Source organism: Nocardioides oleivorans (assembly GCF_004137255.1).
Lineage (GTDB): Bacteria > Actinomycetota > Actinomycetes > Propionibacteriales > Nocardioidaceae > Nocardioides > Nocardioides oleivorans.
The window spans coordinates 118,107-144,461 of record NZ_SDWT01000003.1 but is presented as its reverse complement, the minus strand read 5'-3'; the positions used below and the strand labels follow the sequence as shown (position 1 = coordinate 144,461).

General features: G+C 71.7%; 20 protein-coding genes. 14 read left to right on the top strand and 6 right to left on the bottom strand.

Annotated features, from left to right (window positions below; genetic code table 11):
• Nucleotides 1–64: 64 nt before the first annotated feature.
• The 6 genes from EUA93_RS19330 (at nucleotide 65) to ppdK (ending at nucleotide 10,991) form a co-directional block, all read left to right on the top strand.
• A complete protein-coding gene (locus tag EUA93_RS19330) occupies nucleotides 65–2,059 on the top strand; it encodes an alpha-1,4-glucan--maltose-1-phosphate maltosyltransferase (RefSeq protein WP_129401976.1) in 1,995 nt (664 codons plus the stop codon).
• A gap of 11 nt (nucleotides 2,060–2,070) precedes the next feature.
• Nucleotides 2,071–3,810, top strand: coding sequence for a maltose alpha-D-glucosyltransferase (gene treS / locus EUA93_RS19325; RefSeq protein ID WP_129402060.1), 1,740 nt, complete (start codon nucleotides 2,071–2,073; stop codon nucleotides 3,808–3,810).
• Entirely contained in the window at nucleotides 3,807–5,243 is a 1,437-nt protein-coding gene (locus EUA93_RS19320) for a maltokinase N-terminal cap-like domain-containing protein (RefSeq protein ID WP_129401975.1), read from the top strand. The genes treS and EUA93_RS19320 overlap by 4 nt, the downstream gene beginning before the upstream one ends.
• Complete coding sequence (gene glgB / locus EUA93_RS19315; protein WP_242497521.1) at nucleotides 5,240–7,201, top strand: 1,4-alpha-glucan branching protein GlgB; 1,962 nt, start codon at nucleotides 5,240–5,242, stop codon at nucleotides 7,199–7,201. The genes EUA93_RS19320 and glgB overlap by 4 nt, the downstream gene beginning before the upstream one ends.
• Nucleotides 7,202–7,281: 80 nt before the next feature.
• Entirely contained in the window at nucleotides 7,282–8,304 is a 1,023-nt protein-coding gene (locus EUA93_RS19310) for an NUDIX hydrolase (protein ID WP_129401973.1), read from the top strand.
• 14 nt (nucleotides 8,305–8,318) lie between these two features.
• On the top strand, nucleotides 8,319–10,991 hold the full coding sequence (gene ppdK, locus EUA93_RS19305) for a pyruvate, phosphate dikinase (RefSeq protein ID WP_129401972.1): 2,673 nt from the start codon (nucleotides 8,319–8,321) through the stop codon (nucleotides 10,989–10,991).
• 18 nt (nucleotides 10,992–11,009) lie between these two features.
• On the opposite strand, the gene EUA93_RS19300 is transcribed toward ppdK, so the two are convergent.
• Nucleotides 11,010–11,951 carry a co-chaperone YbbN gene (locus tag EUA93_RS19300; RefSeq protein ID WP_129401971.1) on the bottom strand — a complete coding sequence of 314 codons (942 nt, stop codon included), beginning with the start codon at nucleotides 11,949–11,951 and terminating at the stop codon, nucleotides 11,010–11,012.
• Between the two features lie 58 nt (nucleotides 11,952–12,009).
• Between EUA93_RS19300 and EUA93_RS19295 the strand changes: the two genes are divergently transcribed.
• Together EUA93_RS19295 and EUA93_RS19290 are read left to right on the top strand one after the other, a co-directional pair.
• Nucleotides 12,010–12,597: a GtrA family protein gene (locus EUA93_RS19295; protein ID WP_129401970.1), complete on the top strand. Its 588-nt coding sequence runs from the start codon at nucleotides 12,010–12,012 to the stop codon at nucleotides 12,595–12,597.
• Nucleotides 12,598–12,698: 101 nt separating this feature from the next.
• Nucleotides 12,699–13,436, top strand: coding sequence for an SDR family oxidoreductase (locus tag EUA93_RS19290; RefSeq protein ID WP_129401969.1), 738 nt, complete (start codon nucleotides 12,699–12,701; stop codon nucleotides 13,434–13,436).
• Between the two features lie 6 nt (nucleotides 13,437–13,442).
• Here the strand turns inward: EUA93_RS19290 and EUA93_RS19285 are convergent, their stop codons facing one another.
• A complete protein-coding gene (locus EUA93_RS19285; protein WP_129401968.1) occupies nucleotides 13,443–16,022 on the bottom strand; it encodes an MMPL family transporter in 2,580 nt (859 codons plus the stop codon).
• Nucleotide 16,023: 1 nt separating this feature from the next.
• Nucleotides 16,024–16,650, bottom strand: a complete 627-nt coding sequence (locus EUA93_RS19280) for a TetR/AcrR family transcriptional regulator (protein WP_129401967.1) — start codon at nucleotides 16,648–16,650, stop codon at nucleotides 16,024–16,026.
• 217 nt (nucleotides 16,651–16,867) lie between these two features.
• On the opposite strand from EUA93_RS19280, the gene EUA93_RS19275 reads away from it, so the two are divergent.
• Nucleotides 16,868–17,458: a hypothetical protein gene (locus EUA93_RS19275; RefSeq protein ID WP_129401966.1), complete on the top strand. Its 591-nt coding sequence runs from the start codon at nucleotides 16,868–16,870 to the stop codon at nucleotides 17,456–17,458.
• 19 nt (nucleotides 17,459–17,477) lie between these two features.
• On the opposite strand, the gene meaB is transcribed toward EUA93_RS19275, so the two are convergent.
• Both meaB and EUA93_RS19265 read right to left on the bottom strand, forming a co-directional pair.
• Complete coding sequence (gene meaB / locus EUA93_RS19270; protein ID WP_129401965.1) at nucleotides 17,478–18,434, bottom strand: methylmalonyl Co-A mutase-associated GTPase MeaB; 957 nt, start codon at nucleotides 18,432–18,434, stop codon at nucleotides 17,478–17,480.
• On the bottom strand, nucleotides 18,431–19,612 hold the full coding sequence (locus tag EUA93_RS19265) for an acetyl-CoA C-acetyltransferase (protein ID WP_129401964.1): 1,182 nt from the start codon (nucleotides 19,610–19,612) through the stop codon (nucleotides 18,431–18,433). Before EUA93_RS19265 ends, meaB begins: the two co-directional genes overlap by 4 nt.
• Before the next feature lie 273 nt (nucleotides 19,613–19,885).
• On the opposite strand from EUA93_RS19265, the gene EUA93_RS19260 reads away from it, so the two are divergent.
• The 5 genes from EUA93_RS19260 (at nucleotide 19,886) to EUA93_RS19240 (ending at nucleotide 25,367) form a co-directional block, all read left to right on the top strand.
• On the top strand, nucleotides 19,886–20,641 hold the full coding sequence (locus EUA93_RS19260) for a LamG domain-containing protein (protein ID WP_129401963.1): 756 nt from the start codon (nucleotides 19,886–19,888) through the stop codon (nucleotides 20,639–20,641).
• A gap of 92 nt (nucleotides 20,642–20,733) precedes the next feature.
• Nucleotides 20,734–21,216 carry a methylmalonyl-CoA epimerase gene (mce, locus tag EUA93_RS19255; protein WP_129401962.1) on the top strand — a complete coding sequence of 161 codons (483 nt, stop codon included), beginning with the start codon at nucleotides 20,734–20,736 and terminating at the stop codon, nucleotides 21,214–21,216.
• A gap of 97 nt (nucleotides 21,217–21,313) precedes the next feature.
• Complete coding sequence (gene ccrA / locus EUA93_RS19250) at nucleotides 21,314–22,654, top strand: crotonyl-CoA carboxylase/reductase (protein WP_129401961.1); 1,341 nt, start codon at nucleotides 21,314–21,316, stop codon at nucleotides 22,652–22,654.
• A 140-nt stretch (nucleotides 22,655–22,794) separates the two neighbouring features.
• Nucleotides 22,795–24,072: a coiled-coil domain-containing protein gene (locus tag EUA93_RS19245; RefSeq protein WP_129401960.1), complete on the top strand. Its 1,278-nt coding sequence runs from the start codon at nucleotides 22,795–22,797 to the stop codon at nucleotides 24,070–24,072.
• A 242-nt stretch (nucleotides 24,073–24,314) separates the two neighbouring features.
• Entirely contained in the window at nucleotides 24,315–25,367 is a 1,053-nt protein-coding gene (locus EUA93_RS19240; protein ID WP_165355237.1) for an AI-2E family transporter, read from the top strand.
• Here the strand turns inward: EUA93_RS19240 and EUA93_RS19235 are convergent.
• A complete protein-coding gene (locus EUA93_RS19235) occupies nucleotides 25,345–26,349 on the bottom strand; it encodes an EamA family transporter (protein ID WP_242497520.1) in 1,005 nt (334 codons plus the stop codon). The genes EUA93_RS19240 and EUA93_RS19235 overlap by 23 nt on opposite strands.
• Between the last annotated feature and the right edge of the window lie 6 nt (nucleotides 26,350–26,355).

Here is a 26,355-nt window from a genome sequence, read left to right as displayed (position 1 = left end):
CACAAGGGTGGGACGAACGGTGTCGCGGCTTGCGTCGCTGTCCGGCGTTCGCAAGTGTGGGGACATGGTTGGACGCATACCCGTGATGGACGTCTCCCCCGTGGTGGACCTCGGTCGGCAGTCGGCGAAGGCGACGGTCGGCGAGCCGATGCCGGTCCGCGCGGCCGTGTTCCGCGAGGGCCACGACCAGCTCGCCGCCGAGGTGGTCACCACCGACCCGGCCGGCAAGCGCCGCGCCCCGGTGCGGATGGTCGCCGACGGCGAGGAGCCCAACCGGTACGTCGCCCACGTCACGCCCGACGTCGAGGGCGAGTGGACCTTCGAGATCCAGTCCTGGTCGGACCCGATCGCCACCTGGCAGCACGACGCCGGCATCAAGATCCCGGCCGGCGTGGACGTCGAGCTGATGTTCACCGAGGCCCGGCTGCTGCTCGAGCGGGTCGCCGCGGGCAAGGGCCCGGACAAGCTCGACAAGGCGACCAAGGCGCTCGTGCAGGGCGGCATCGCGGCCGCCACCGACACCGAGCGGCCGGTCGCCGCGCGGCTGGCGGCGCTCCAGGACCCCGGGCTCGGCGCCGTGCTGCTGGCGCACCCGTTGCGCGAGCTGGTCTCGACGAGCGGGCCGTTCCGCTTCCGGGCCGACCGGGTCCGCGCCCTCTTCGGCAGCTGGTACGAGTTCTTCCCCCGCTCCGAGGGCGCCGCCGTCGACGAGAAGACCGGCAAGGTCACCAGCGGGACGTTCCTCACCGCCATCGAGCGGCTCGACCGGGTCGCCGAGATGGGCTTCGACGTGCTCTACCTGCCGCCGATCCACCCGATCGGCGAGGTCAACCGCAAGGGCCCCAACAACACCCTCACGCCGGGGCCGGACGACACGGGCTCGCCGTGGGCCATCGGGAGCAAGGACGGCGGCCACGACGCGATCCACCCCGACCTCGGCACCTTCGACGACTTCGACGCCTTCGTCGCGCGGGCCAGGGAGCTCGACCTCGAGGTCGCGCTCGACCTCGCCCTGCAGGCGGCCCCCGACCACCCGTGGGTGACCACCCACCCGCAGTTCTTCACCACGCGCGCCGACGGCACGATCGCCTACGCCGAGAACCCGCCGAAGAAGTACCAGGACATCTACCCGGTCAACTTCGACAACGACCCCGCCGGCATCTGCCGCGAGGTGCTGCGGATCGTGAAGCTCTGGATGGCCCACGGCGTGCGGATCTTCCGCGTCGACAACCCGCACACCAAGCCGCTGGCCTTCTGGGAGTGGCTGCTCGCGGAGGTCCGGCGCACCGATCCCGACGTGCTCTTCCTCTCCGAGGCGTTCACCAAGCCCGCGATGATGCACGGCCTCGGTGCCGTCGGCTACCACCAGAGCTACACCTACTTCACGTGGCGCACGGGCAAGCGCGAGATCGAGGACTACCTCGTCGAGGTCTCGAGCGAGTCCGACCACCTGATGCGGCCGAACTTCTTCGTCAACACCCCCGACATCCTGCACGCGTTCCTGCAGTACGGCGGCCCGGCGGCGTTCAAGATCCGTGCCGCGCTCGCCGCCACCGGGTCGCCGAGCTGGGGCGTGTACGCCGGCTACGAGCTGTTCGAGCACGTCGCGGTGAAGCCGGGCTCGGAGGAGTACCTCGACTCCGAGAAGTACCAGATCCGGATCCGCGACTGGAAGAAGCACGACGCCGACGGCACCACCCTGGCGCCGTACATCACCCGGCTCAACGAGATCCGGCGCGAGCACCCCGCACTGCAACTGCTGCGCAACGTCACGATCCACGAGAGCGAGGACGACCACGTCCTCGTGTTCTCCAAGCGGGCGCTGCTGCCCGACGGGGGGACCGACGTCGTCATCACCATCATCAACCTCGACCCCCACGGGGCGCGGGAGACGATGATCCACCTCGACATGCCCGCCCTCGGCCTCAGCTGGCACGACTCGTTCGTGGCCCACGACGAGATCACCGGCGCCGACTGGAGCTGGAGCCAGCACAACTACGTCCGGCTCGACCCCGGTTACGAGCCCGCCCACGTCATCACCGTCAGGAGCCCCCGTTGACCGACCAGCCCATGCCGACCGACGCAGGAGCGGCGACCGCCGTGCTGAACGCGGAGCCGGACTGGTTCAGGACAGCGGTCTTCTACGAGGTCCTGGTCCGCTCGTTCCGCGACTCCAACGGCGACGGCACCGGCGACTTCAAGGGCCTCATCGAGAAGCTCGACTACCTCGAGTGGCTCGGTGTCGACTGCCTGTGGGTGCCGCCGTTCTTCACCTCGCCACTGCGCGACGGCGGCTACGACGTCGCCGACTACAACAACATCCTTCCCGAGTGCGGGACGGTCGACGACTTCCACGAGTTCCTCGACGCGTGCCACCAGCGCGGCATCCGGGTGATCATCGACTTCGTCATGAACCACACGAGTGACGCCCACCCGTGGTTCCAGGCCAGCCGCAGCGACCCCGACGGCCCCTACGGCGACTTCTACGTCTGGTCCGACACCGACGAGCTCTACCAGGACGCCCGCGTCATCTTCGTCGACACCGAGCCGTCCAACTGGACGTGGGACCCGGTCCGCCAGCAGTACTTCTGGCACCGCTTCTTCCACCACCAGCCCGACCTGAACTTCGACAACCCGAAGGTCCACGACGCGATGCTGGAGGCGATGGCCTTCTGGCTCGACATGGGCCTCGACGGCTTCCGCCTCGACGCGGTGCCCTACCTCTACGAGCGCCCCGGCACCAACGGCGAGAACCTCAAGGAGACCCACGACTTCCTGAAGAAGTGCCGCACGTTCGTCGACGAGAACTACCCCGGTCGCGTGCTCCTCTGCGAGGCCAACCAGTGGCCCGCCGACGTGGTCGAGTACTTCGGCCCCGAGCAGACCGAGGACGGCCGCTGGATCGGCACCGAGTGCCACATGGCGTTCCACTTCCCGGTGATGCCGCGCATCTTCATGGCCGTGCGCCGCGAGTCTCGCTTCCCCATCTCGGAGATCCTCGAGCAGACCCCTGCGATCCCCGACGGCTGCCAGTGGGGCATCTTCCTGCGCAACCACGACGAGCTCACCCTCGAGATGGTCACCGACGACGACCGCGACTACATGTGGTCGGAGTACGCCCACGACCCGCGGATGAAGGCCAACATCGGCATCCGGCGGCGCCTCGCGCCGCTGCTCGACGGCGACGTCAACCGGATGGAGCTCTTCACCGCGCTCCTGCTGTCGCTGCCCGGCTCCCCCGTCCTCTACTACGGCGACGAGATCGGGATGGGCGACAACATCTGGCTCGGCGACCGCGACGGGGTGCGTACGCCGATGCAGTGGACGCCCGACCGCAACGCGGGCTTCTCCAACGCCACCCCCGGCAAGCTCCACCTGCCGGCGATCCAGGACCCGGTCTACGGCTACCAGTCGGTCAACGTCGAGGCGCAGCTCGAGAACACCTCCTCGCTGCTGCACTGGACGCGCCGGCTCGTCCACGCTCGGCGCCGGCACCCGGCCTTCGGCCTCGGGGAGTTCCACGACCTCGGCGGCTCGAACCCGAGCGTGCTGTCCTACGTCCGCGAGCACTCCCCCGAGGGAGCCGGACCCGACGGCCGCGACGTCATCCTCTGCGTCAACAACCTCTCCCGCTTCCCGCAGCCGGTCGAGCTCGACCTGCGCCAGTGGGAGGGGATGGTGCCCGTCGAGCTGCTGGGCGGCGTGCCGTTCCCCGCGATCGGCGAGCTGTCCTACCTGCTCACCCTCGGCGGCTACGGCTTCCTGTGGCTCAGGCTCACCGACCCGACGGACTCGGAGGTGCCGGGATGAGTGCCGAGCTCGCTCCCCTGGCCACGTGGATCGGCGAGGCCCGCTGGTTCGGCGGCAAGGGCCGCGAGTGGACGCTCACGGGCGTACGACGTGTCGGCGAGCTGCCCGACGCGCCCGACGGCGTGCACGTGGCGATCGAGGTCGCCGAGGTGTCCTTCACCGACTCCTCGACCGGCTCAGGACACGCAGCGGAGACAGCGGAGACGGAGCTCTACCAGGTCCCGCTCGCCTACTACCGCGAGCCGCAGGACCGCATCGCGCACGCGCTCGTCGGCGAGTGGGACGACCCGGACTTCGGCCACTCGTGGGTCTACGACGCCGTCCACGACCGTGAGGCGATGGGCCTGTGGCTGACGGCCTTCGCGGGGGGCGAGTCGGCCTCGCGCGGCGAGCTGGCGTTCCACCGGCTGCCCGGCCACGACCTCGACCTCGAGGCCCACTCGACCCTGTTCTCCGGCGAGCAGTCCAACTCCTCGGTCGCCTTCGGCGAGGACGCGCTGATGAAGGTCTTCCGCAAGGTGACCCCCGGCGTGAACCCCGACATCGCGATCCACCAGGTCCTCACCGAGGCCGGGTCGACGCACGTCGCCGCCCTCTACGGCTGGCTCGACCTGGTCGACGACGAGACCAACACGACGATCCAGCTCGCGATGCTCCAGCAGTTCCTGCGCACCGCCAGCGACGGCTGGGACCTGGCCCTGGCCAGCGTCCGCAACCTCTTCGCCGAGGCCGACCTGCACGCCGACGAGGTCGGCGGCGACTTCGCCGGCGAGGCCGCCCGGCTCGGCACCGCGCTCGCCGAGGTGCACACCGACCTGGCCGCCCACTTCCCCGTCGAGGAGCGTGACGCAGGCGCGATCGACGGCCTGGCCGGCGCGATGGAGGAACGGCTCGACGCCGCCCTCGTCGTCGTACCCGACCTGGCGCCCCACGCCGACCGGCTGCGCGCGACGTACGCCGCCCTCCGCGCGCTCGACGCCGTCGAGGTCCAGCAGGTCCACGGCGACCTGCACCTGGGCCAGACGCTGCGCACGGCCAGGGGCTGGAAGATCGTCGACTTCGAGGGCGAGCCCGCCAAGCCGCTCGCGGTCCGCCTCAAGCCCGACTCCGTGTGGCGCGACGTGGCCGGCATGATCCGGTCCTTCGACTACGCACCCCGCGTGGTCTCGCTGACGGGCCTGGGCCCCGACGCGCCCGACGCCGGCCAGCGCGACTACCGGGCGGCCGAGTGGTCGGCGCGCAACCGCGCCGCCTTCGTCGAGGCCTACACCGCGCAGCGCGGCCGGGACCTCGACCGGACGGCCGCGGTCCTGCTCGACGCCTACATCGCCGACAAGGTCGTCTACGAAGCCGTCTACGAAGCACGCAACCGTCCGGGATGGCTCTCCATCCCGTTGGCCGCCCTCGTCGATCATCCTGGGAGGGACGCATGACCGAGACACCTGGCACGACCACTGGCACCACCACCCGAACCATCGCCGCCACCCCCGCCGCCACCCCCGCCGCCACCCCCGCCGGACCCGTCCACGCGCCCGGCGAGCTCGACCTGCACCTGATCGGCGAGGGCCGCCACGAGCAGCTCTGGACCGTCCTCGGCGCCCAGGTCACCGCGGACGGCACGTCGTTCCGCGTGTGGGCGCCGAACGCGCAGGAGGTCCAGGTCGCGGGCGACTGGGCCGGCTGGGACGGGTCCGCCCACCCGATGGCACGGCTCGACGGACCGGGCGTGTGGCACGCCTTCGTGCCCGACGTCGGTGTCGGCGCGCAGTACAAGTACCGCATCCGCGGCGCCGACGGTCAGTGGGTCGACCGCGCCGACCCGATGGCGCAGTACGCCGAGAAGCCACCGAGCTCCGCCTCCGTGGTCTGGCAGTCCGGCCACCAGTGGGGTGACGACGACTGGATCGAGGCCCGCAGCACCCGGCAGCCGGTGGACGAGGCGATGTCGACCTACGAGGTCCACCTCGCGTCGTGGCGCAAGCACTACTCCGGCGAGCTCTACTCGTGGGACGAGATCGCCGACGCCCTCGTGCCGTACGTCGCCGACCTCGGCTTCACGCACGTGGAGTTCATGCCCGTGATGCAGCACCCGTTCGGCGGGTCGTGGGGCTACCACGTGACGTCGTACTTCGCCGCGGACTCGCGCTTCGGCGACCCCGACGGGCTCAAGCGGCTCATCGACCGGCTGCACCAGGCCGGCGTCGGCGTCATCCTCGACTGGGTGCCCGGCCACTTCGCCACCGACGAGTGGGCCCTGGCCCGCTTCGACGGCACTCCGCTCTACGAGGACCCCAACCCGCAGCGCGGCTGGCACAAGGAGTGGGGCTCCCACATCTTCAACTTCGGCCGCAACGAGGTCCGCAACTTCCTCTACGCCAACGCCGTCTTCTGGCTCGAGGAGTTCCACGCCGACGGCCTCCGCGTCGACGGCGTCGCCTCGATGCTCTACCTCGACTACGCCCGCGAGGCCGGCGAGTGGTCGCCCAACAAGCACGGCGGCCGCGAGAACCTCGAGGCCGTGCAGTTCCTCCAGGAGATGAACGCCACCGTCTACAAGCGGGTCCCCGGCATCGTCACGATCGCCGAGGAGTCCACCGCGTGGCCGGGCGTCACCGGACCGACCAGCAACGGCGGCCTCGGGTTCGGCTTCAAGTGGAACATGGGCTGGATGCACGACTCGCTCGACTACGTCGCCCGCGACCCGCTCTACCGCAGCCACCACCACGGCGAGATGACCTTCTCGCTGGTCTACGCCTTCGCGGAGAACTACGTCCTCCCGATCAGCCACGACGAGGTCGTCCACGGCAAGGGCTCGCTGCTGCGCAAGATGCCCGGCGACCGGTGGCAGCAGCTGGCCAACCTCCGCGCCTACCTCGCCTACATGTGGGCGCACCCCGGCAAGCAGCTGCTCTTCATGGGCTGCGAGATCGGCCAGGAGTCCGAGTGGGCCGAGAGCCGCGAGCTCGACTGGTGGCTCCTCGAGCACCCCGAGCACGCGGGCGTGCACGCGATGGTCCGCGACATGAACCACGCCTACTCCGCCACCGGCGCCCTGTGGGGTCGTGACAACGACCCGTCCGGGTTCGCCTGGATCGACGCCAACGACGCGGGTCGCAGCACGTTCTCCTTCGTGCGCCGGGCCCCGGGCCACCCCGACGTCGTCTGCGTGGCCAACTTCGCCGGCACTCCCCACGACGGCTACCGCCTCGGCCTGCCGTCGGAGGGCACGTGGACCGAGGTCCTCAACACCGACGCCGAGACCTACCACGGCTCCGGCGTGGGCAACCTCGGCTCGATCACCGCCGTCGCCGGCGACGTCCACGGTCAGCCAGCCTACGCCGACATCGTGGTCCCGCCCCTGGCCACCGTCTGGTTCCGCAAGGACGCCTGACCCGCGGGCGCCCGTTCCCCCGCCCGGCCGCCGGACGCGACGGGGGGTCGGGCCGTGCGGGCGCTCGCTAGGGTGGCTGCGTGCCCGACGACCAGCCGACCCTGACCGACGGCACGATCTCCCTGCGCCCGTGGCGCGACGACGACGTCGACGAGGCCGTCGCCGGGCACGACGAGGAGATGGCGCTCTGGTTCGGCTGGGACCCGGCGGCGGTCACGGCCGGTGCCCATGCGCGGGCCATCGCCCGGTGGCGCGAGCGCTACCGGACCGGCGAGCAGGCGTCCTTCGTGGTGACGCACGACGACCGGCTCGTGGGCAGCGTCGAGCTGACCCGGGAGGGCGACGCCGGGGCACGGCTGAGCTGGACCCTGTACGCCGGTCGCCGGGGCCGGGGCTTCGCCACCCGCGCCGTGCGCATCCTGGTCGACTGGGCGTTCGCGGACCCTGCTGAGGGCGGCTGGGGCCTGCAGCGGGTCGAGGCCCGCATCGACCCCCGCAACGATCGCAGCCGCCGGGTCGCCACGCGTGCCGGGCTGCGCCTGGAGGGCTCGCAGCGCATCACGCCCGGGATGGGTGATCGGGCGGACGCCACCTCCTACCTCGTCTTCGCGCGACTCGTGACCGACCCCCCGCTCAGCGACCCCGAGTCCTTCCGGTCGCTCCTCAACTCCTTCCTCCCCCGCAAGCGGGCGATCGCGCAGATGCTCGTGCGCGACCCGGAGGGCCGGGTGCTGCTGTGCCAGCTGACGTACAAGAAGGACTGGGACCTGCCCGGCGGCGTGGTCGAGGTCGGTGAGTCACCGAGGCTGGCCGTCGAGCGCGAGGTCGAGGAGGAGCTCGGGCTCACCCTCGCCGCGGGCGGGCTCGTGCTCACCGACTGGCTGCCCCCGTGGGGTGGTTGGGACGACGCCGTGTGCCTCGTCTTCGACGGCGGCACCCTCGACCAGGGCGTGCTCGCCACCGTGGTGAAGCAGGAGCGCGAGATCCGAGACGTGCGGTTCTGCACCCTCGAGGAGGTCGACGAGCTCGCCGCCGACTTCACCGCCCGCCGCGTCCGCGCGGCCGTCGGCGGCGCTCAGCCGTATACGGAGTCCGGCCGCTGAGGCAGGATGCCTCCATGAGCTGGGTCTACGACTTCGCAGAGGGCAACAAGGACCAGAAGGACCTGTTGGGGGGCAAGGGCGCCAACCTGGCCGAGATGACCAACCTCGGCCTCCCCGTGCCACCGGGGTTCACGATCTCCACGGAGACCTGCCGTGCCTACCTGGCCGAGGGCGGGATGCCCGACGGGCTCGCGGAGGAGGTCACCGAGCACCTCGCCTCGCTCGAGGAGGCGATGGGCAAGACGCTCGGCGACGCCGACGACCCGCTGCTCGTCTCGGTCCGCTCGGGCGCGAAGTTCTCGATGCCCGGGATGATGGAGACGGTCCTCAACGTCGGCCTCAACGACACCTCCGTGGGCGGCCTGGCCGCGCGCAGCGAGTCCGAGCGGTTCGCCCAGGACTCCTACCGCCGCCTGCTCCAGATGTTCGGCGGCACGGTCCTGCACGTGGAGTCCGAGCTGTTCTCCGACGCGCTCGACGCGGTGAAGAAGGCCAAGGGCACCGAGTCCGACCTCGACCTCGACGCCGAGGACCTCAAGGGCGTCGTCGAGGCCTTCAAGGCCATCATCAAGGAGCACACCGGCCGCGACTTCCCGCAGGACCCGCGCGAGCAGATGGACCTCGCCATCCGCGCGGTCTTCGACTCCTGGAACACCGACCGCGCGCGGCTCTACCGCCGCCAGGAGCGGATCCCGGAAGACCTCGGCACCGCCGTCAACGTGCAGGCGATGGTCTTCGGCAACTTCGGCATGGACTCAGGTTCCGGCGTCGCCTTCACCCGCGACCCCGCCAGCGGCGCGCAGGGCGAGTACGGCGACTACCTGCAGAACGCGCAGGGCGAGGACGTCGTGGCCGGCATCCGCAACACCGTGTCCCTGGCCGACATGGCCGAGATCGACGCCCGGTCCCACGACGACCTGATGGACATCATGGGCCGCCTCGAGCGGCACTACCGCGACATGTGCGACATCGAGTTCACCGTCGAGCGCGGCAAGCTCTGGATGCTCCAGACCCGCGTCGGCAAGCGCACCCCCGAGGCGGCGTTCCGGATCGCGGTCCACATGGTCGACGAGGGCCTGATCCAGATGGACGAGGCCGTGCTCCGGGTGACCGGCGAGCAGCTCGCGCTGCTGATGTTCCCCCGCTTCGACGAGGACGCCGAGCGCACCCTGCTCGCCAAGGGCATGAACGCCTCCCCCGGCGCGGCGGTCGGCAAGGCGGTCTTCGACTCCGACACGGCGGTCGAGTGGGCCGCCCGGGGCGAGGACGTGATCCTGGTCCGCAAGGAGACCAACCCCGACGACCTGCGCGGCATGGTCGCCGCCCGCGGCATCCTCACCAGCCGCGGCGGGAAGACCTCGCACGCCGCCGTGGTCGCGCGCGGCATGGGCCGTACGTGCGTGTGCGGGGCGGAGTCGCTCGACGTCGACACCAAGGGCAAGCAGTTCGTCGTCCGGGACGGCGCCACCATCGCCGAGGGCGACGTCATCTCGATCGACGGCAGCACCGGCGAGGTCTTCGCCGGCGCGGTCCCGGTCGCGGACTCCGTCGTCGTACGCCACTTCGAGGGCGAGAAGCTCGACGACGACCTCGCCCAGACGGTCGCCCGGATCATGGCGCACGCCGACGGTGCGCGCCGCCTGCGGGTGCGCACCAACGCCGACACCCCCGAGGACGCTGCCCGCGCCCGCCGCTTCGGCGCCCAGGGGATCGGCCTGTGCCGCACCGAGCACATGTTCCTCGGCGAGCGCCGCGAGCTGGTCGAGAAGCTCATCGTGGCCGAGGACGAGGCCGGAGTGGAGGCCGCGCTCGCCGCGCTGCTCCCCCTGCAGAAGCAGGACTTCACCGAGATCCTCGAGGCGATGGACGGCCTGCCCGTCACGATCCGGCTGCTGGACCCGCCGCTGCACGAGTTCCTCCCCGACCTCACCGAGCTCAGCGTCGAGGTGGCGCTGGCCGACGAGCGCGGCGAGGACAGCGAGCACGCCCGGCACCAGAAGACCCTGCTCACCCACGTGCGCCGGCTGCACGAGACCAACCCGATGCTCGGCCTGCGCGGCGTGCGCCTCGGGATCCAGATCCCCGGCCTGTTCCGGATGCAGGGCCGCGCGATCGCCGAGGCCGCCGCCGACCGGCTGGCCGTCCACGGCGCTCCCCGTCCCGAGATCATGGTGCCGCTGGTCGCCAGCGTGCGCGAGCTCGAGATCGTCCGGGCCGTCCTCGAGCAGCAGATCGCCGAGGTCGAGGAGGAGCGCGGGATCAAGCTCGAGATCGCCATCGGCACCATGATCGAGCTGCCCCGCGCGGCGTTCCTCGCCGACCGGATCGCGCGCGACGCCGACTTCTTCTCCTTCGGCACCAACGACCTCACCCAGATGGCGTGGGGCTTCTCGCGCGACGACGTGGAGTCGTCGTTCTTCTCGCGCTACTTCGAGCACGGCATCTTCGACGTCTCGCCGTTCGAGTCCCTCGACCAGCGCGGCGTCGGCGGCATGGTCGAGATGGGCACCGCCAAGGGCCGCGAGACCAAGCCCGACCTCAAGGTCGGCGTCTGCGGCGAGCACGGCGGCGACCCGCGCTCCGTGCACTTCTTCGACGCCGTCGGCCTCAACTACGTCTCGTGCTCGCCGTTCCGCGTGCCGGTCGCCCGGCTCGAGGCCGGACGCTCGGTGCTCGAGAAGCGCTAGCCCCCGGGCACCGCGGCCTCAGAAGAGCGCCGACGCCAGGTTGCGACGACCCGCGAGCACGCGCGGGTCGTCGTTGCCGACGGCTGCGAAGAGCGCGAGGAGGTGGTCGCGCGCCTTCTCCCGGTCCTTGTCGGTCGTGCGGGCGACGAGGTTCACCAGGCGGGTGAAGGCGTCCTCGACGTGGCCGCCGAGCATGTCGAGGTCGGCGACCATCGTCTGGGCGTCGACGTCGTCGGGGCTCTCGGCCGCGGCCGCGCGGGCGGTGCTGAGGTCGACGCCCTGCGTGCGCTGCATGACCTTGGCGATGGCCAGGCCGCCGGCCGCCTCGACGTCGGCCGGGTTGGAGGCGACGAGCTTCTGGTACTCCGCAACCGCGCCGTCGATGTCACCGGCGGCCAGCGCGTCCTGGGCGGGCGCGTAGCGCGGGTCGACGACCTCCTCCTCGCCGTCGGTCGCCGGAGCGACGCTGGACCGCGGCTGGTGGCGTCCGGTGACGCCACCGGCGGTGAGCTGCTGCGCGACCTGGGTGAGGGCGGTGCGGAGCTCGTCGATCGGCAGCGCGTCCTGGAGGAGCGGTGTCGGGCGACCGTCGACGACGGCGACCACGAGCGGGATCGACGGGATCTGCATCGCCTGGGCGATCTGCGGCACGGCGTCGATGTCGACCAGGCCGAGCAGGTAGCGCCCGTCGTGCTCCGCGACCACGGTCTCGAGGTCGTCGGCGAGCTGTCCGCTCTCGGGCATCCGGGTGCGCGAGTAGAACACCAGCAGCACCGGCGCCGTCATCGACTGCTCGAGCAGCCCCTGGAAGCTCTGGTCGTCCACGACGACGCTGTACGACGACCCGCCGCCGGCTGCGGGAGCGGACGGGGCTCCGGCCGGAGGACCGGCCTGCGGGGCGGGCTTGCCCAGCCCGGAGAGGTCGATGGCACCTGGACGGCTGAACGGCTGCTGCGTCATGGCTCAATCCTAGGGAGAACCGCCACGGGCGCGAGCCCGGGTCGGTAGCCTCGTGCGCATGCCCTCTCGGGGAAGCGCGCTCCTCGCCCGCCACCGACGCAACCTGACGCTGCTGATGCGCTTCGGGGTCGTCGGCGTCTCGGGCGTCGTGGTCAACATGGTGACGCTGATCCTGCTGCGCAAGCTCGGCCCGCACTTCGACGAGGCGGTCGTGGGCCTCGGCACCTCCGACTTCAACCTGCGCTGGTACCACGTCTACTCGACGATCGCCTTCCTCGTCGCGAACCTCTCCAACTTCCAGCTCAACCGCAGCTGGACCTTCCAGAGCAGCCGCGCGTCGGGCTGGTGGAAGGAGTACTGGCCCTTCCTCGCCGTGGGCCTGGGCGGCCAGGTCATCGGGCTCGCGCTCCTCACCCTGCTCATGCACCCCCACTCCCCGGTGAGCCTGCCGACCAGCGTCTTCGACGACTCCTCCGGCCTGCGCAACCGCCTCTACTGGTCCCAGCTGATCGTGATCGGGCTCGTCACGCCGATGTCGTTCGTGCTCAACAAGCTCTGGACCTTCGCCGCCGTCCGGACCGGCCGACCCGACCTCGCGGACCCGCTGCGCGAGGAGGAGGTGCTGGCGGAGGAGGAAGTGGTCTGACCGGTCCGGCTGTGGCCGAACTGAGCACCTCCGGGCCTGTCACCGTTCCCCTACCGCGTGGTAGAAACGTCGCTGAGCTCGACAGGAGGGGACGCCTCAGCATGACGACTTCGGGGTCGTACGACTTCACCGGCTACCAGGTCCTGGTGATCGGCGGAACACGCGGCGAGGGCCACTCGATCGCCTCGTCCTTCGCCGCCTCGGGCGCCTCGGTGACGGTGACCGGCACGATGATGCTGCGCTCCCTCTACGACGCCGACCTCTCGGCGTTCGACTACGAGTCGGTCAACCTGGCCCGCCAGGAGTCGATCGACCACCTCGTCGGCATGGTCGACCAGATCGACGTCCTCGTCCTCGCCGCCGGCTGCACGCTCCCCTACGGCATCTCCGCCGACGAACGCTCCTTCCTCGCCGAGGCTGCCCGTTCGGGGTTGCTCGGCCCGACGTTCCTCACGACCCGGCTGCGCCTCAAGCTCGGCCAGAGCCCGGCCCTCGGTGGCGGGTGCGTGGTCAACACCGGGTCCGTACGCCGCTGGCTGGAGCTGTCCTCGACCCCCGAGGCGGCGCACGCCGACTTCGTCGACTCCACCATCCGTGCCGGTGACAACTGGGCCGGGCTGGGCGTGCGGGTCAACTCCGTCGCTCCCCCGCACCGGCCGGCCGTCCCGCGCCAGTACGGTCGGTCGACCCAGCCACCGGCCGGTGGCAGCCGGGCCGCCGGCGGCACCATGGTCCGCACGCCGCAGCAGCGCACGACCGACGCGGTCACCGACGCCGTGCTGTTCCTGGCCAGCAGCTCCGCGTCGCGGATCACCGGCCAGACCCTGCGCCTGAGCTGACCCGCCTCAGCTGACGGGCGTCAGCTCCCGTGCGGGCTCCTCGGCGGGCGCCTCGGACTCCGTCCGCTCCCGCTCCAACCGCTGGGCGAGCGCCGCGCCCTCGACGTCGAGGTTGGGCAGGAGCCGGTCGAGCCACCCCGGCAGCCACCACGCCTTGTCGCCGAGCAGCGACAGCACCGCGGGCGTGAAGGTCATCCGGACCAGGAAGGCATCGAGCAGCACGCCGACCGCGAGGCCGAAGCCGATGGAGCGGGCCATGGTCATCTCCGCCCAGATGAAGCCGGAGAAGACCGAGACCATGATCAGCGCCGCCGCCGCGACGACCCGGGCGCCGGAGGCGAAGCCCGCCCGCACCGCGGTCCGCGCGTCCTTGCCGTGGACGTAGGACTCGTGCATGCCGGAGACCAGGAACATCTGGTAGTCCATCGCGAGCCCGAAGAGGATGCCGATGAGCAGCGTCGGCATGAAGCTGAACACCGCTGACGGGTCGTGCACGTCGAAGAGGGCCCCGAGCCAACCCCACTGGTAGACCGCGACGATCGCGCCGAAGCTGGCGGCGACCGAGAGCAGGAACCCGGCCGTGGCGACCAGCGGCACGAGGATCGAGCGGAACACGATCGTCAGGAGCACCAGGGACAGCCCGATCACCATCGTGAGGTAGAGCGGCAGGGCGGCGGCGAGCCGCTCGGAGACCTCGATGTTGGCGACCGTCGCTCCGGTGAGGCCGAGCGAGACACCGTCGCCGAGCAGCTCGTCACCGGTCGGGTCGGCGTCGGCGATGACGTCCTGCAGGCCCAGCCACGACGAGGTCTGGTGGACCGGCTCGTCGCCGGCGGCGAGCCGGCGCAGGCCCTGGACGAGCTCGACGGTGGACTCCGCCGACGGGCCTTCCGCCGGCACGACCTGGAAGGCGATCGTGCGTCGGTCGTCGCTGGTCCCGATCGGGAGCACGGACACGCGGTCGTCCACGGCGAGGACCGCCCGGGCGACCTTCGCCTCCGCGGCGACCACGTCGGCCTCGGCGACCGGTGCGTCGTACTCCGCGGCCAGCAGGAGCGGGCCGTTGGCACCGGGACCGAAGTCGTCGGCCACGCGCTCGTAGGCCCGGTAGGCGGTCGAGTCCTGCGGCTCCGAGGAGCCGTCGGGCAGGCCCAGCCGCATCGACAGCGCGGGGACGGCGAGCACGAGCATCACGAGCGTGACCAGCGCCGTCGCGGCGCGCGGGCGGCGGGTGACGAGCCCGACCCACCGCTGCGGCCAGCCGTCGCGGGCGCGTCCGGACCTCGTCGTACGACGGCGGCGCGGGATCGCGCGACGCCCGGCGAGGCTGAGCAGGGCCGGGGTCAGGGTGAGCGCGACGATGACGGTCACGGCGACGGTGAAGGCGGCCAGCATCCCCATCTGGAGCAGGGTCGGGATGCCCGACACCGCCAGTGCCGCCAGGGCGATCACCACGGTCGTGCCGGCCACGACGACGGCCGAGCCCGCGGTGCCCGTGGCCAGCGCGATGCTGGCCCGGATCCGCTCCTCGTCGAGGGGCTCGTCGGACTCGTCGGCCAGTGCGGCGAGCTGGTGCCGGTGGCGGTTGACGATGAAGAGGGCGTAGTCGATGCCGACGGCGAGACCGAGCATCATGCCGAGGACGGGTGCCATCGACTGCAACGAGATCCACTGCGTGGTGGCGATGCCGAGCGTGAGGCTGACCCCGACGCCGACCAGCGCGATCGCCAGCGGCAGGCCGGCCAGCACGAGCGAGCCGAGCATGACGAGCAGGACCACGCCGGCGACCGCGACCCCGATCACCTCACCCGGACCGCCCACCTCGCGGCTGGCAGTCATCTCCTGGCCGTAGTCGGCCCGGATGCCGGCATCGGCGAGCGCCGCACCGGTCTCGGGCACCCGCTCGAGCACGGCGGGGTCGAGCTGCTGGGTCTGGGAGTCGAAGCGGACCTGCACGAGCGCGGTCGTGCCGTCGTCGCTCACGAAGGAGACGCCGTCGCCGGCGTCGCTCAGCGTCTTGCCCGCGTGGTAGGTCGCCCAGCCGCTGTCGAGCTGCTCCCCCGCGTCCGCGAGCTGCGCCTTGCCGTCGGCGAGCTGCTGCTCGAGCGCCGGGGTGGCGTCGTCGGGGTGGTCGGCCAGCCAGTTCTCCAGGCCGATCAGCTGCGCGCGCCCCTCGTCGTACTGCTCCTGTCCCTTCGTCAGCTTCCGCAGGCCCCGGTCGAGCTGGTCGCCCGACCCGTCGAGCTGGCGCTGGAGCTTGAACGGGTCGAGCACCGCCGTGACGTGGGGCAGGTCCTCCCACTCGGTCATGGTGTCGCGCAGGGCGCGGCGCTGGTCGGCGGTGAAGCCGTCGGGACTGTGCACGACCACGGTGCCGGTGCCGCCGGCGACCTGCGGGATCTCCTGGCCGAGCTCGTCGAGGACCCGGCCGAACTCGCTGTGCGGGATCTCGAACTCGTTGCTCAGCGGGCGCGACAGCGACGCCATGCCGCCGACGGCGGCGGCCAGCACGAACACCCAGGCGAGCAGGACGGCGAACGGGCGGCGTGCGGAGAAGGCACCGAGGCGGTGCAGCAGGGAAGCCATGTCAGGACTCCTGGTCGGGAAGGGCGGCGGCCTCGTCGAACCCGGCGAAGAGGTGCTCGAAGCCCTGGCGCGTCCACGCGCGGTGCAGGTCCGCCGCCCGTACGTCGTCGTCGCCGGCCGCGTCGACGGCGAGCCGGGTGACGGAGCACAGGACGCCGAAGGCCGCGGCGGCGAGGCTGGTGGCGTAGATGGGGTCGATCCCGGGGCCGAGTCGCCGGCGCAGGCCCTCCTCGAGGGCCTGGCGCTGGCGGTCGTCGAACTCGAGGAGGAACCGGCGGGTGGCCGTGGAGTGGACCGCGGCGCGCTCGAGCACGCGCGCCTGGGCGAAGGCCGGTGAGTCGATCAGCCCCTCCAGCACCGCCAGGGCGGACACCCGCAGCGGCTCCCCCGCGGGCCGCGCGGCGATCGCGTCGATCGTGTCGGCGGTGACCGTCTCGATGGTGGCGGTGAGGACGTCCTCGACCCGCGCGAAGTAGTTGAACAGGGTCCGTCGCGAGACGCCGGCGGCGTCGGCGATCCGGTCCGCGGTCAGGGCGTCGATGCCCTCGTCCGCGACGATCTCGATCGCCGCCCGCGAGAGCGCCTCGCGGGTCTGGTTCTTGCGCTGCTCACGCGTGTTTTCGGCCATGTTCTGCACTGTAGTGCAAGTTTGCACGCGCGTGCAAAACGCCTGCGCAGGGGGTGGGGCTAGTACTTCTGGGGGGTTCTGGTCCAGACCGCGTGGGAATCGGGCCGTAACCCCTCACGGCCGTCTACGTTTCTCCTACGTAAGGCAACAGGACCTCCACAAACAGCACGCGCGCCGCCTCGGGCTCCGTCGCTTCCATGCGGAAGGAAGCACACTCGTGACGACTGAACGGATCTCCCACCGATGGGCGGCCACGCCCTCCTGGTCGGGCCGCGCGTCCGACTTCCGCCGCGCTCAGGTCCGTTCCCGCGGACCCCAGCCCGTGCCGGCCGCGCCGACCGGCCCGGTCGAGTCCGCCCGCCGCGTCGCCGGCGCGCCGGCGTTCGACGGCCAGGTCGCCGAGCAGTGGGAGAGCCTCGTCGACGTGCTCGACGCGCTTCCCTCCCGGTCGTCGGCGATGATCTGCACCGCCGACGGGTTCCCCGTCGTCAGCTTCGGCTACGACCGCCACGACCTGGTCCCGGCGGCCCGCCTGACCGTCCAGAAGTTCGCCGAGCCCCGGCCCGAGCCCGCGGCGTACGGCCCGCGCCACGCGGCCGTCGCCGGGCGCATCGGAACCAGCGTGGAGACCCTCGAGCTGACCTGCGGCCTGACCCAGACCGTCATCGCCTCGATCCCGGTGGACCACGAGCACTACCTGCTCTCGATCACCGCGGACGCGGTCAGCATGGCGGTCCTGGAGGCCTGGACGCGCGAGACCGCCGACCAGTTCCGGGTGCTCCTGCTGCCCGTCCCGGCCGCCGTCTGACCCGACCGGGCCGGTCTGCTCAGCGCCCGTCGAGCAGCGTGTCCGCAGCCCCGTAGGGATCGAGCTCGCCGGCCGCCACGCGACCGGCGAGCTCGTCCAGTCCCAGCCGGTCGTCGGCGCCCCAGCGCTCACGCAGCGCGGCGAGCGCGATCGCCTCGACCTCGTGCCTGGCCCGGGTCGTACGACGTGCGTGGAGCTCGCCCGTCTCCGCGAGCCAGGCAGCATGGCGCTCGACCTCCGCCAGCAGCCCGTCGATCCCCTCCCCCGTGCTCGCCACGGTCCGCACGACCGGCGGGCGCCACGATCCCTCGGGCCGCTCGCCCATCGACAGCATGGTCCGCAGCTCGCGCCGGGTGCGGTCGGCGCCCTCGCGATCGGCCTTGTTGACGGCATAGACGTCGCCGACCTCGAGGATGCCCGCCTTCGCCGCCTGGATGCCGTCTCCCATCCCGGGCGCCAGCAGCACCAGGGTCGTGTCGGCGAGGCCGGCCACCTCCACCTCGCTCTGCCCGACCCCGACGGTCTCGACGATGACGACGTCGAAGCCCGCGGCGTCGAGGACCCGCACCGCCTGGGGCGTCGCCCAGGCCAGCCCGCCGAGGTGCCCGCGGGCGCCCATCGAGCGGATGAAGACGCCGGTGTCGAGCGCGTGGTCGCCCATCCGCACGCGGTCACCGAGGAGGGCGCCGCCGGAGAAGGGCGAGGACGGGTCGATCGCGAGCACGCCGACGCGCCTGCCGGCACGACGCATCCCGGCGACCAGCGCGCTGGTCGAGGTCGACTTGCCGACCCCGGGCGCACCCGTGATGCCGAGGACGTGGGCGTGGCCGGCGTGCGGACGCAACGCCGCCATCACCTCTCGCAGCAGCGGCGAGGCGTCCTCGACGAGCGTGATCAGGCGCGCGACCGCGGCCGGCTCGCCCTCGCGTGCGCGTGCGACGAGGTCGGGTACGGCGGCCGCGCCGCGCCGGGTCACGCCGGGACGCGGATGATCAGGGCGTCGCCCTGGCCACCACCGCCGCACAGGGCGGCCGCACCGACGCCGCCTCCGCGACGCTTGAGCTCGTGGGCGAGGGTCAGCACGATACGGGCGCCGGACATGCCGACCGGGTGCCCGAGGGCGATGGCGCCACCGTTCACGTTGACCTGGTCCTCCGACGCCCCGAGCTGGCGGGCGGACTCGATGCCGACCGCGGCGAAGGCCTCGTTGAGCTCGAAGAGGTCGATGTCGGAGACGGCGATGCCCTCCTTGGCGGCTGCCTTCTCGATGGCGCGGGCCGGCTGGAGCTGGAGCGTGGAGTCGGGGCCGGCGACCTGGCCGTGCGCGCCGATCTCGGCGATCCAGGTGAGGCCGAGCTCCTCGGCCTTCGTCTTGCTCATCACGACCACCGCGCACGCGCCGTCGGAGATCTGCGAGGCCGAGCCGGCCGTGATGGTGCCGTCCTTGGTGACCGGGCGCAGGCCGGCGAGGGTCTCGACGGTCGTGTCGCTTCGCACGCCCTCGTCCTGGGACACCACGACGTCGCCCTTGCGCGTCGAGATGGTCACCGGCACGACCTCGTCGTCGAAGAGGCCGTTCTTCCAGGCGAGCGCCGCGCGCTGGTGCGAGCTCGCCGCGAAGGCGTCCTGCTCCTCGCGGGTCAGGTGGGCGCCGGCCGCGTTGGTGCCGTCGGTCAGGTTGATCATCGCCTGCTGGGTGGACTGGTCGTAGAGCGCGTCGTAGGCCATCGAGTCGACCAGCGCGGTGTCGCCGTACTTGAACCCCTCGCGCGACTTGGGCAGCAGGTGCGGCGCCTGGGTCATCGACTCCATGCCCCCCGCGACGACCACGTCGTGCTCGCCGGCGCGGATCAGCTGGTCGGCCATCGCGATGGCGTTGATGCCGGACAGGCAGACCTTGTTGATGGTGATCGAGGGCATGCTCATCGGCAGGCCGGCGGCGACACCGGCGGAGCGGGCCGGGTTCTGGCCGGCGCCGGCCAGGATGACCTGGCCCATGATCAGGTAGTCGACCTGGTCGGGCGCCACGCCCGCCTTGTCGAGGGCACCCTTGATGGCGACGCCGCCGAGGTCTGCGGCGGACAGGTCCTTGAGGCCACCGAGCAGGCGTCCGATGGGGGTACGGGCACCTGCGACGATCACGGACGTGGTCATGGGGTTCCTCCAGGGTCTTGCGTGGGCGGGTGCGGCACGTGCTGCGCTTCGGACGATACCCACCCGCGCGGTCCCTCCGGCAGGGTGAATGAGCGTTCACCTGTGAGGCACACGTCACATCGGCGCCGGTCGGCGACGAGGCTCCCGTTCCCCAAATTGTGGGAGGTCGCCCGCGCCCGCCACCTGGCGTACGCGCGTCGCTGATGTGGTTGCCCCACCACCGAACCGGTGGGGATCTCGGGCTCCACCCACGACCCACTGGGAGTGCCGACCATGCTTCGCGTCCGCCGCGTCCTGACCTCCGTCCTCGCGCTGACCACCACCGCCGTCCTCGGCGCGGTCCTCGCCGCCCCGCCTGCCAGCGCCCGGGCCGACAGCCTCGCCGGCCTCTGGCTGATGGACGAGGGAGCCGGTCAGGTCACCTACGACCTCTCCTTCAACGGCAACCGCGGCTACCTCGGCGCGGCCACCGCCGCCGACGCCGCCGACCCGGCGTGGGTGCAGCTGCCGCGCCTGCTGTTCTTCAAGCGCGCCGCGCTCCGGTTCAGCGGCTCGCAGCGCGTGACGGTCCCCGACGCCCCGTCGCTGGAGCCGAGCGGCGTGACCCTCGCGGTCCGGGTGCGCAGCGACCAGGGCGGCTACTTCCGCTACATCGCCGCGAAGGGCTCGCTCGCCTGCGAGACCGCGTCGTACGGCCTCTACACCGGCGCGCAGGGCGGCGCCCGCTTCTACGTCTCCGACGGCAGCAGCTTCACCCTCTCCAACGACGCCGGGCCGCAGCTCTGGGACGGCCAGTGGCACACCGTCGTCGGGACCTACGACGGCACCTCGGTGCGGCTGTGGGTCGACGGTCGCCAGGTCGGCACACCCGTCGCGTCGTCGATCGCCATCAACTACGACCTGCCGGACAGCCAGGACCTGCTGCTCGGCGACTACGCCGGGTCGTGCGGGAGCCCGCTCGGCTTCGTCGGTGACATGGACGCCGCGGCGGTGCTCGGCCGCTACCAGTCGACGCCCAGCATCCTCTGACCGTCGGTCCTCGTCGGGGAGGTGTGCCCGTCGCCGAGTGGCGACGGTCACACCTCCTCGCGCGTCGGGCCACCGGCGTGCAGCATGTGCCCATGACGCCCCCTGAGATCCCGGCCGAGCTCCCCGCCGACGTCCAGCACCTCTTCACCGCCATCGACCACGTGGGGATCGCGGTGCCCGACCTCGACGAGGCGCTGGCGTTCTACCGCGACGTCTACGGCATGCAGGTCCTCCACGAGGAGGTCAACGAGGAGCAGGGCGTGCGCGAGGCGATGGTCGGCGTCGGGCCCGGCTCGTCGAACCCGTCGGGGTCGTGCCTGCAGCTCCTCGCTCCGCTGACACCCGAGTCGACCATCGCGAAGTTCCTCGACCGCAGCGGCCCCGGCCTCCAGCAGCTCGCGTTCCGCGTCGACGACGTCGAGCACGTGGCGGGCGTGCTGCGCGAGCGCGGCCTGCGCCTGCTGTACGACGCCCCCCGCCGCGGCACCTCCGACAGCCGCGTGAACTTCATCCACCCCAAGGACGCCGGCGGCGTGCTGGTCGAGCTCGTCGAGCCGGCCGCCCACGCGCACTGAGCGATGTATCTCACACCTCCCACCACGCGAGGTTACCCACCGGTACGTTGACCCGAATCGTGACACCGATGCCTCACCAGATGCTCAGGAGACACCCGTGCAGAACATCCTCGACGCCATCCAGTCCGACTCCGCGAGCGCCGGCGACTTCGCCTCGCTCGAGCTGCCCGAGTCCTACCGCGCCGCCTTCGTGAAGAAGGACGAGGTCGACATGTTCGAGGGGGTGCCGTCGAAGGAGAAGGACCCGCGCAGGTCGATCCACGTCGACGAGGTGCCGCTGCCCGAGCTCGGTCCCGGTGAGGCGTTCGTGGCCGTGATGGCCAGCGCGATCAACTACAACACCGTGTGGACCTCGATCTTCGAGCCGGTCTCCACCTTCGGCTTCCTGGAGCGCTACGGCCGCAACAGCGAGCTCACCAAGCGCCACGACCTGCCCTACCACGTGGTCGGCTCCGACCTGTCCGGCGTCGTGCTCAAGACCGGCCCCGGCGTCACCCGCTGGAAGCCGGGCGACCGGGTCGTGGCGCACTGCCTGTCCGTCGAGCTCGAGGGTCCCGACGGCCACAACGACACGATGCTCGACACCGAGCAGCGGATCTGGGGCTTCGAGACCAACTTCGGCGGCCTGGCCGACGTCGCGATGGTCAAGGCCAACCAGCTGATGCCGAAGCCCGAGCACCTCACGTGGGAGGAGGCCGCCTCGCCCGGCCTCGTGAACTGCACGGCGTACCGCCAGCTGGTCAGCAAGAACGGCGGCGACATGAAGCAGGGCGACAACGTCCTGATCTGGGGCGCCTCGGGCGGTCTCGGCGGGTTCGCCACGCAGTACGCCCTCAACGGGGGCGCGACGCCTGTGTGCGTGGTCTCCAACGAGGAGAAGGCGAACATCGCCCGCAGCATGGGAGCCGAGCTGATCATCAACCGGTCCGAGGAGGGCTACCGGTTCTGGAACGACGAGAACACCCAGCAGGACCCCAAGGAGTGGAAGCGGTTCGGTGCCCGCATCCGCGAGCTCACGGGCGGCGAGGACATCGACATCGTCTTCGAGCACCCCGGTCGCGAGACCTTCGGCGCCAGCGTGTTCGTCACCCGCAAGGGCGGCACCATCACCACCTGCGCGTCGACCTCCGGCTTCATGCACGAGTACGACAACCGCTACCTGTGGATGAACCTCAAGAAGATCATCTCCAGCCACTTCGCCAACTACCGCGAGTCGTGGGAGGCCAACCGCCTCATCGCCAAGGGCAGGATCCACCCGACCCTGTCGCGGACCTACACCCTCGACGAGGTCGGCCAGGCCTCGCTCGACGTCCACCAGAACGCCCACCAGGGCAAGGTCGGCGTGCTCTGCCTGGCCCCCGAGGAGGGCCTCGGCGTCCGCGACCACGAGATGCGCGCCGAGCACGAGACGGCGATCAACCGCTTCCGCGGGGTCTGAACCCCACCAGCGAACACCCGTCACACCCCGGCCCGCCCCGGTGCATCGCACCGGCTCCGCGAGCCGGGGTGTGATGTTGGAGGACCATCGGCAACACTGGGGTCGACGCAGTCCGCACGACCTGAGAGAGGGTGCCCCGCATGAGCTCCGACAAGGGCCTGTCCATCTTCGACGAGCCGGAGTCCGGTGACGACGCAGGCGAGGAGACCCAGGTGCTCCCGGTGGTGCCGAAGGACTCGACGCCCGATCCGGAGGCCACCCAGGCCGCCGAGGTGGTCGAGGTGACCGAGGCAGCCACGCCCGAGCCCGAGCGCGCTCCCGTCCAGACCCCGGCCCCGGCCGCACCGCCCGCGCAGGCCACCCGCCCGAGCCCGGTGGTCCCGCCCCCCGCCGCCCCGCGACCGGCTCCGTCCGCTGCTCCGGTCGCGGCCGCGCTGCCGCTGGTGCGCCGAGGCGGCTACGACAAGGCCGCCGTCGACCAGCGGCTCGGCCAGCTCCAGTCCGAGAAGTCCGGCCTGGCCAGCAGCCTCGCGAGCAGCGAGCAGCGCGTCATCGAGCTCGAGGCCGAGCTCGAGCGCGTCAGCGCGGAGCTGCAGGAGAACGCGAACCCCACCTACGCCGGGCTCGGCGGTCGCGCGACCTCGATGCTCAAGATGGCCGAGGACGAGGCCACCGACGTGCGCAACGCGTCCTACCGCGAGGCCGACGAGATCCGGGCCCGCGCCGACCGCGACGCCACCAGCATCCGCGCCGACGCGTCCCGCGAGGCCGACGACATGAGGCTCGTCCAGCTCAAGGAGCTCGACGAGATGCGCTCGCGCATCCAGGCCGACGCCGAGACCGAGCGCAAGCTCGCGCAGGGCGAGTCCGAGGACCTGCTCGCCTCGGCGCGCCGGGAGGCCGACCAGCTCCGGCTGGCCGCCCAGCAGGAGACCAACGAGCTGCGCGTCACCACGATCCGGGAGGCGGAGCAGGCCCGCGCCGCCGCCGACCGCGAGGTGCAGGAGGCCCGCCGCATCCTTGCCGTGGAGAAGGAGCGCCTCGCCCGCGAGGCCGCCGAGCACCACGCCAGCGCCACCGCGGAGACCCAGCGCCTCGTGGCCGAGGCGGAGGAGCGGGCCACGGCAGCCGAGCAGCGCGCCCGCGAGGCGACCAGCCAGGCCACCACGCACCGCCAGCAGGCGCAGACCGAGGCCGAGGGCCTGCTGTCCCGGGCGCGGCGCGAGGCCGAGCAGGTCGTCGCCTCGGCCCGCACCCAGGCCGACTCGGTGAGCGCCACCCGCGCCGCCGAGGCCCAGCGCGAGCTCTCCAACATCCAGGCCGAGGTCGACCGGATCACCAAGCGCCGTGACGCCATCACCGCGCAGCTCGGCGCGCTGCGCGACGTCGTCGCCGGGTTCGGCGAGGACGACTCCTGAGCACGGACGAGACGGGCGGCCTCGACGACGAGGGCGTCGGAGCACCCGAGGTCGTCGAGGCCGTCGAGGCCGCCGAGCGCGCGGAGGACGCCGCCGAACGTGCCGACAACGCCGCGGGCATCGCCCAGGAGGCCGCGGAGGACGCGGGCGAGTCCGCCGAGTCGGCAGCGGCGCTCGCGGAGAAGATCGACAACTCGACCGACCTGGTCGTCAGCCCCGACGCGCCGGCGTACGTCCAGCCCGTGCGCGTCCAGCACCACGTCTCGCTGCTGAGGCACTCCCCCTTCAACATCGGCTTCTTCGGCGCGCTCGGCGTGCTGCTCGCGGTCTTCCTGATCGAGCAGCTGTTCAGCATCTCCTCCATCCTGGTGCTGCTCGTGCTCGCCATGTTCCTGGCGATCGGGCTCAACCCGGTCGTCGAGTGGTTCATGCGCCGGGGCGTGCGCCGCGGCCTGTCGGTGCTGATGGTGCTGACCGTCGTGATCGGGGTGCTGGTCCTGTTCATCGGCGCCGTCGCCCCGGTGATCAGCGAGCAGATCGCGCTCATCACGCGCAACGCGCCGGGCTGGTTCAGCGACCTCCAGCGCAACACCTACATCCAGCAGCTCGACGAACGCTTCGACGTCATCGACAAGATGCAGGACTACGTCACCAACTCCGACTTCACCCAGCGTGTCTTCGGCGGCGCCCTGGGCGTCGGCCTCGCCGTGCTCTCGGCCGTCACCAACACGTTCATCGTGCTCGTGCTGATGATCTACTTCCTCGCCTCGCTGCCCAGCATCAAGCACGCGGGCTACAGCCTGGCCCCGGCCTCGCGCCGTCCCCGGGTGAGCGAGCTCGGCGACAAGATCATCCGCAGCACCGGCGCCTACGTCTCCGGCGCGTTCCTCGTGGCGGTCTGCGCCGGCATCAGCACGTTGGTCTTCACGTGGGTCGTGGGGCTGGGCGACTACAGCTTCGCGCTGGCCTTCATCGTCGGCCTGCTGAGCCTGATCCCGGTGCTCGGCGCCGTCGTCAGCGGCGTGATCATGACGCTGCTCGCCCTGACGGTCTCACCCACGGTCGCGCTCGTCGCGGCGATCTACTACATCGCCTACCAGCAGGTGGAGTCCTACCTGATCTCACCGCGCATCATGAAGCGTGCGGTCGACATCCCCGGCGCCGTCACCGTGATCGCCGCCCTCATCGGCGGTTCGCTGATGGGCATCATCGGGGCCCTGCTCGCCGTTCCGGTCGCGGCGGCACTGCTCCTGCTCCACCGCGAGGTGTTCCTCAAGCGGCAGGACTCTCGCTGACGCGAGGGTCGGACCGGGGCTCCGGGTCGGGCAGCGGCTCCACCAGGAGCGGCGTACGCCCCTCGCCGAGCTTGACCACCACCACGCCGGCGAGCACGAGCAGCCCGCCCGCGAGCTGGACCGGGCGGGGCAGCTCGCCCAGCAGGAGCCAGGCCCAGACGACGGCGGCCAGCACCTCGCCGAGGGCCACGAACGACGCCAGGCGGCTGCCGAGGCGACGACCGGCGGCGATCCCGGTGACGTAGGAGAAGGCCGCCGTGACCAGGCCGAGCACGACGACCGGGATCCACCAGTCGACCGTGAAGCCGTCGTAGACCGCGTCCGCGGTCGAGGCGTGGAAGGGCAGGACGCCGCTGGCGCCCGCGGCCAGCAGGATCGCGCCGCCGACCAGGAGTCCACCGGCCGCCAGCGTGATCCCCGGAAGCCCGTTGCCCTCGTCGGCGGAGATGATGAAGTACGTCGTGACGCCGAGCATCGCGGCGAGCGCCCACAGCACGCCGACGGTGCTGAGGTCGGCGCCGGAGACGACGTCGAGCACGAGGACCAGCCCGGCGGCGGCGATGGCGCCGCCGAGCAGCGTCAGGCGCGAGGGGCGCTGGCCGTGGCGCAGCCACAGCCACACCACGACGGCGACCGGAGCGGTGTACTCGAGCAGCAGCGCGACGCTGACCTGCATGTAGGTGACGGCGTAGAAGAAGCACAGCTGCGCCCCGGCCACGGCCCCGATGCCGTAGATGCCGATCAGGCCGGCGTTGGTGCGCAGCAGGTGCCACTGGCCGCGCAGGGCGAGGGCCCCGGGGACGACCAGCACCAGGGCGGCGATGCCGATCCGGAGGGCGACGGTGGCGCCCGCGCTCCAGCCGGTGTCGAGCAGACCGCGGGCGAGGGCGCCGGAGAGGCCGAACGAGGCGGCGGACGCCACGGCGAGGGTCAGTCCGGCGGCCGTCCTCGACGAGGTGGTGTCATGGGTCAACGTCGTCACACCCAT

What these genes read in the sequence shown, in the direction of transcription:
- EUA93_RS19280 (WP_129401967.1), bottom strand. Translation starts at nt 16,650, where the DNA reads ATGGCCGAAAACACGCGTGAGCAGCGCAAGAACCAGACCCGCGAGGCG.
- EUA93_RS19320 (WP_129401975.1), top strand. Translation starts at nt 3,807, where the DNA reads ATGAGTGCCGAGCTCGCTCCCCTGGCCACGTGGATCGGCGAGGCCCGC.
- EUA93_RS19285 (WP_129401968.1), bottom strand. Translation starts at nt 16,022, where the DNA reads ATGGCTTCCCTGCTGCACCGCCTCGGTGCCTTCTCCGCACGCCGCCCG.
- EUA93_RS19300 (WP_129401971.1), bottom strand. Translation starts at nt 11,951, where the DNA reads ATGACGCAGCAGCCGTTCAGCCGTCCAGGTGCCATCGACCTCTCCGGG.
- EUA93_RS19260 (WP_129401963.1), top strand. Translation starts at nt 19,886, where the DNA reads ATGCTTCGCGTCCGCCGCGTCCTGACCTCCGTCCTCGCGCTGACCACC.
- ppdK (WP_129401972.1), top strand. Translation starts at nt 8,319, where the DNA reads ATGAGCTGGGTCTACGACTTCGCAGAGGGCAACAAGGACCAGAAGGAC.
- EUA93_RS19330 (WP_129401976.1), top strand. Translation starts at nt 65, where the DNA reads ATGGTTGGACGCATACCCGTGATGGACGTCTCCCCCGTGGTGGACCTC.
- EUA93_RS19295 (WP_129401970.1), top strand. Translation starts at nt 12,010, where the DNA reads ATGCCCTCTCGGGGAAGCGCGCTCCTCGCCCGCCACCGACGCAACCTG.
- EUA93_RS19265 (WP_129401964.1), bottom strand. Translation starts at nt 19,612, where the DNA reads ATGACCACGTCCGTGATCGTCGCAGGTGCCCGTACCCCCATCGGACGC.
- treS (WP_129402060.1), top strand. Translation starts at nt 2,071, where the DNA reads ATGCCGACCGACGCAGGAGCGGCGACCGCCGTGCTGAACGCGGAGCCG.
- mce (WP_129401962.1), top strand. Translation starts at nt 20,734, where the DNA reads ATGACGCCCCCTGAGATCCCGGCCGAGCTCCCCGCCGACGTCCAGCAC.
- EUA93_RS19245 (WP_129401960.1), top strand. Translation starts at nt 22,795, where the DNA reads ATGAGCTCCGACAAGGGCCTGTCCATCTTCGACGAGCCGGAGTCCGGT.
- EUA93_RS19290 (WP_129401969.1), top strand. Translation starts at nt 12,699, where the DNA reads ATGACGACTTCGGGGTCGTACGACTTCACCGGCTACCAGGTCCTGGTG.
- glgB (WP_242497521.1), top strand. Translation starts at nt 5,240, where the DNA reads ATGACCGAGACACCTGGCACGACCACTGGCACCACCACCCGAACCATC.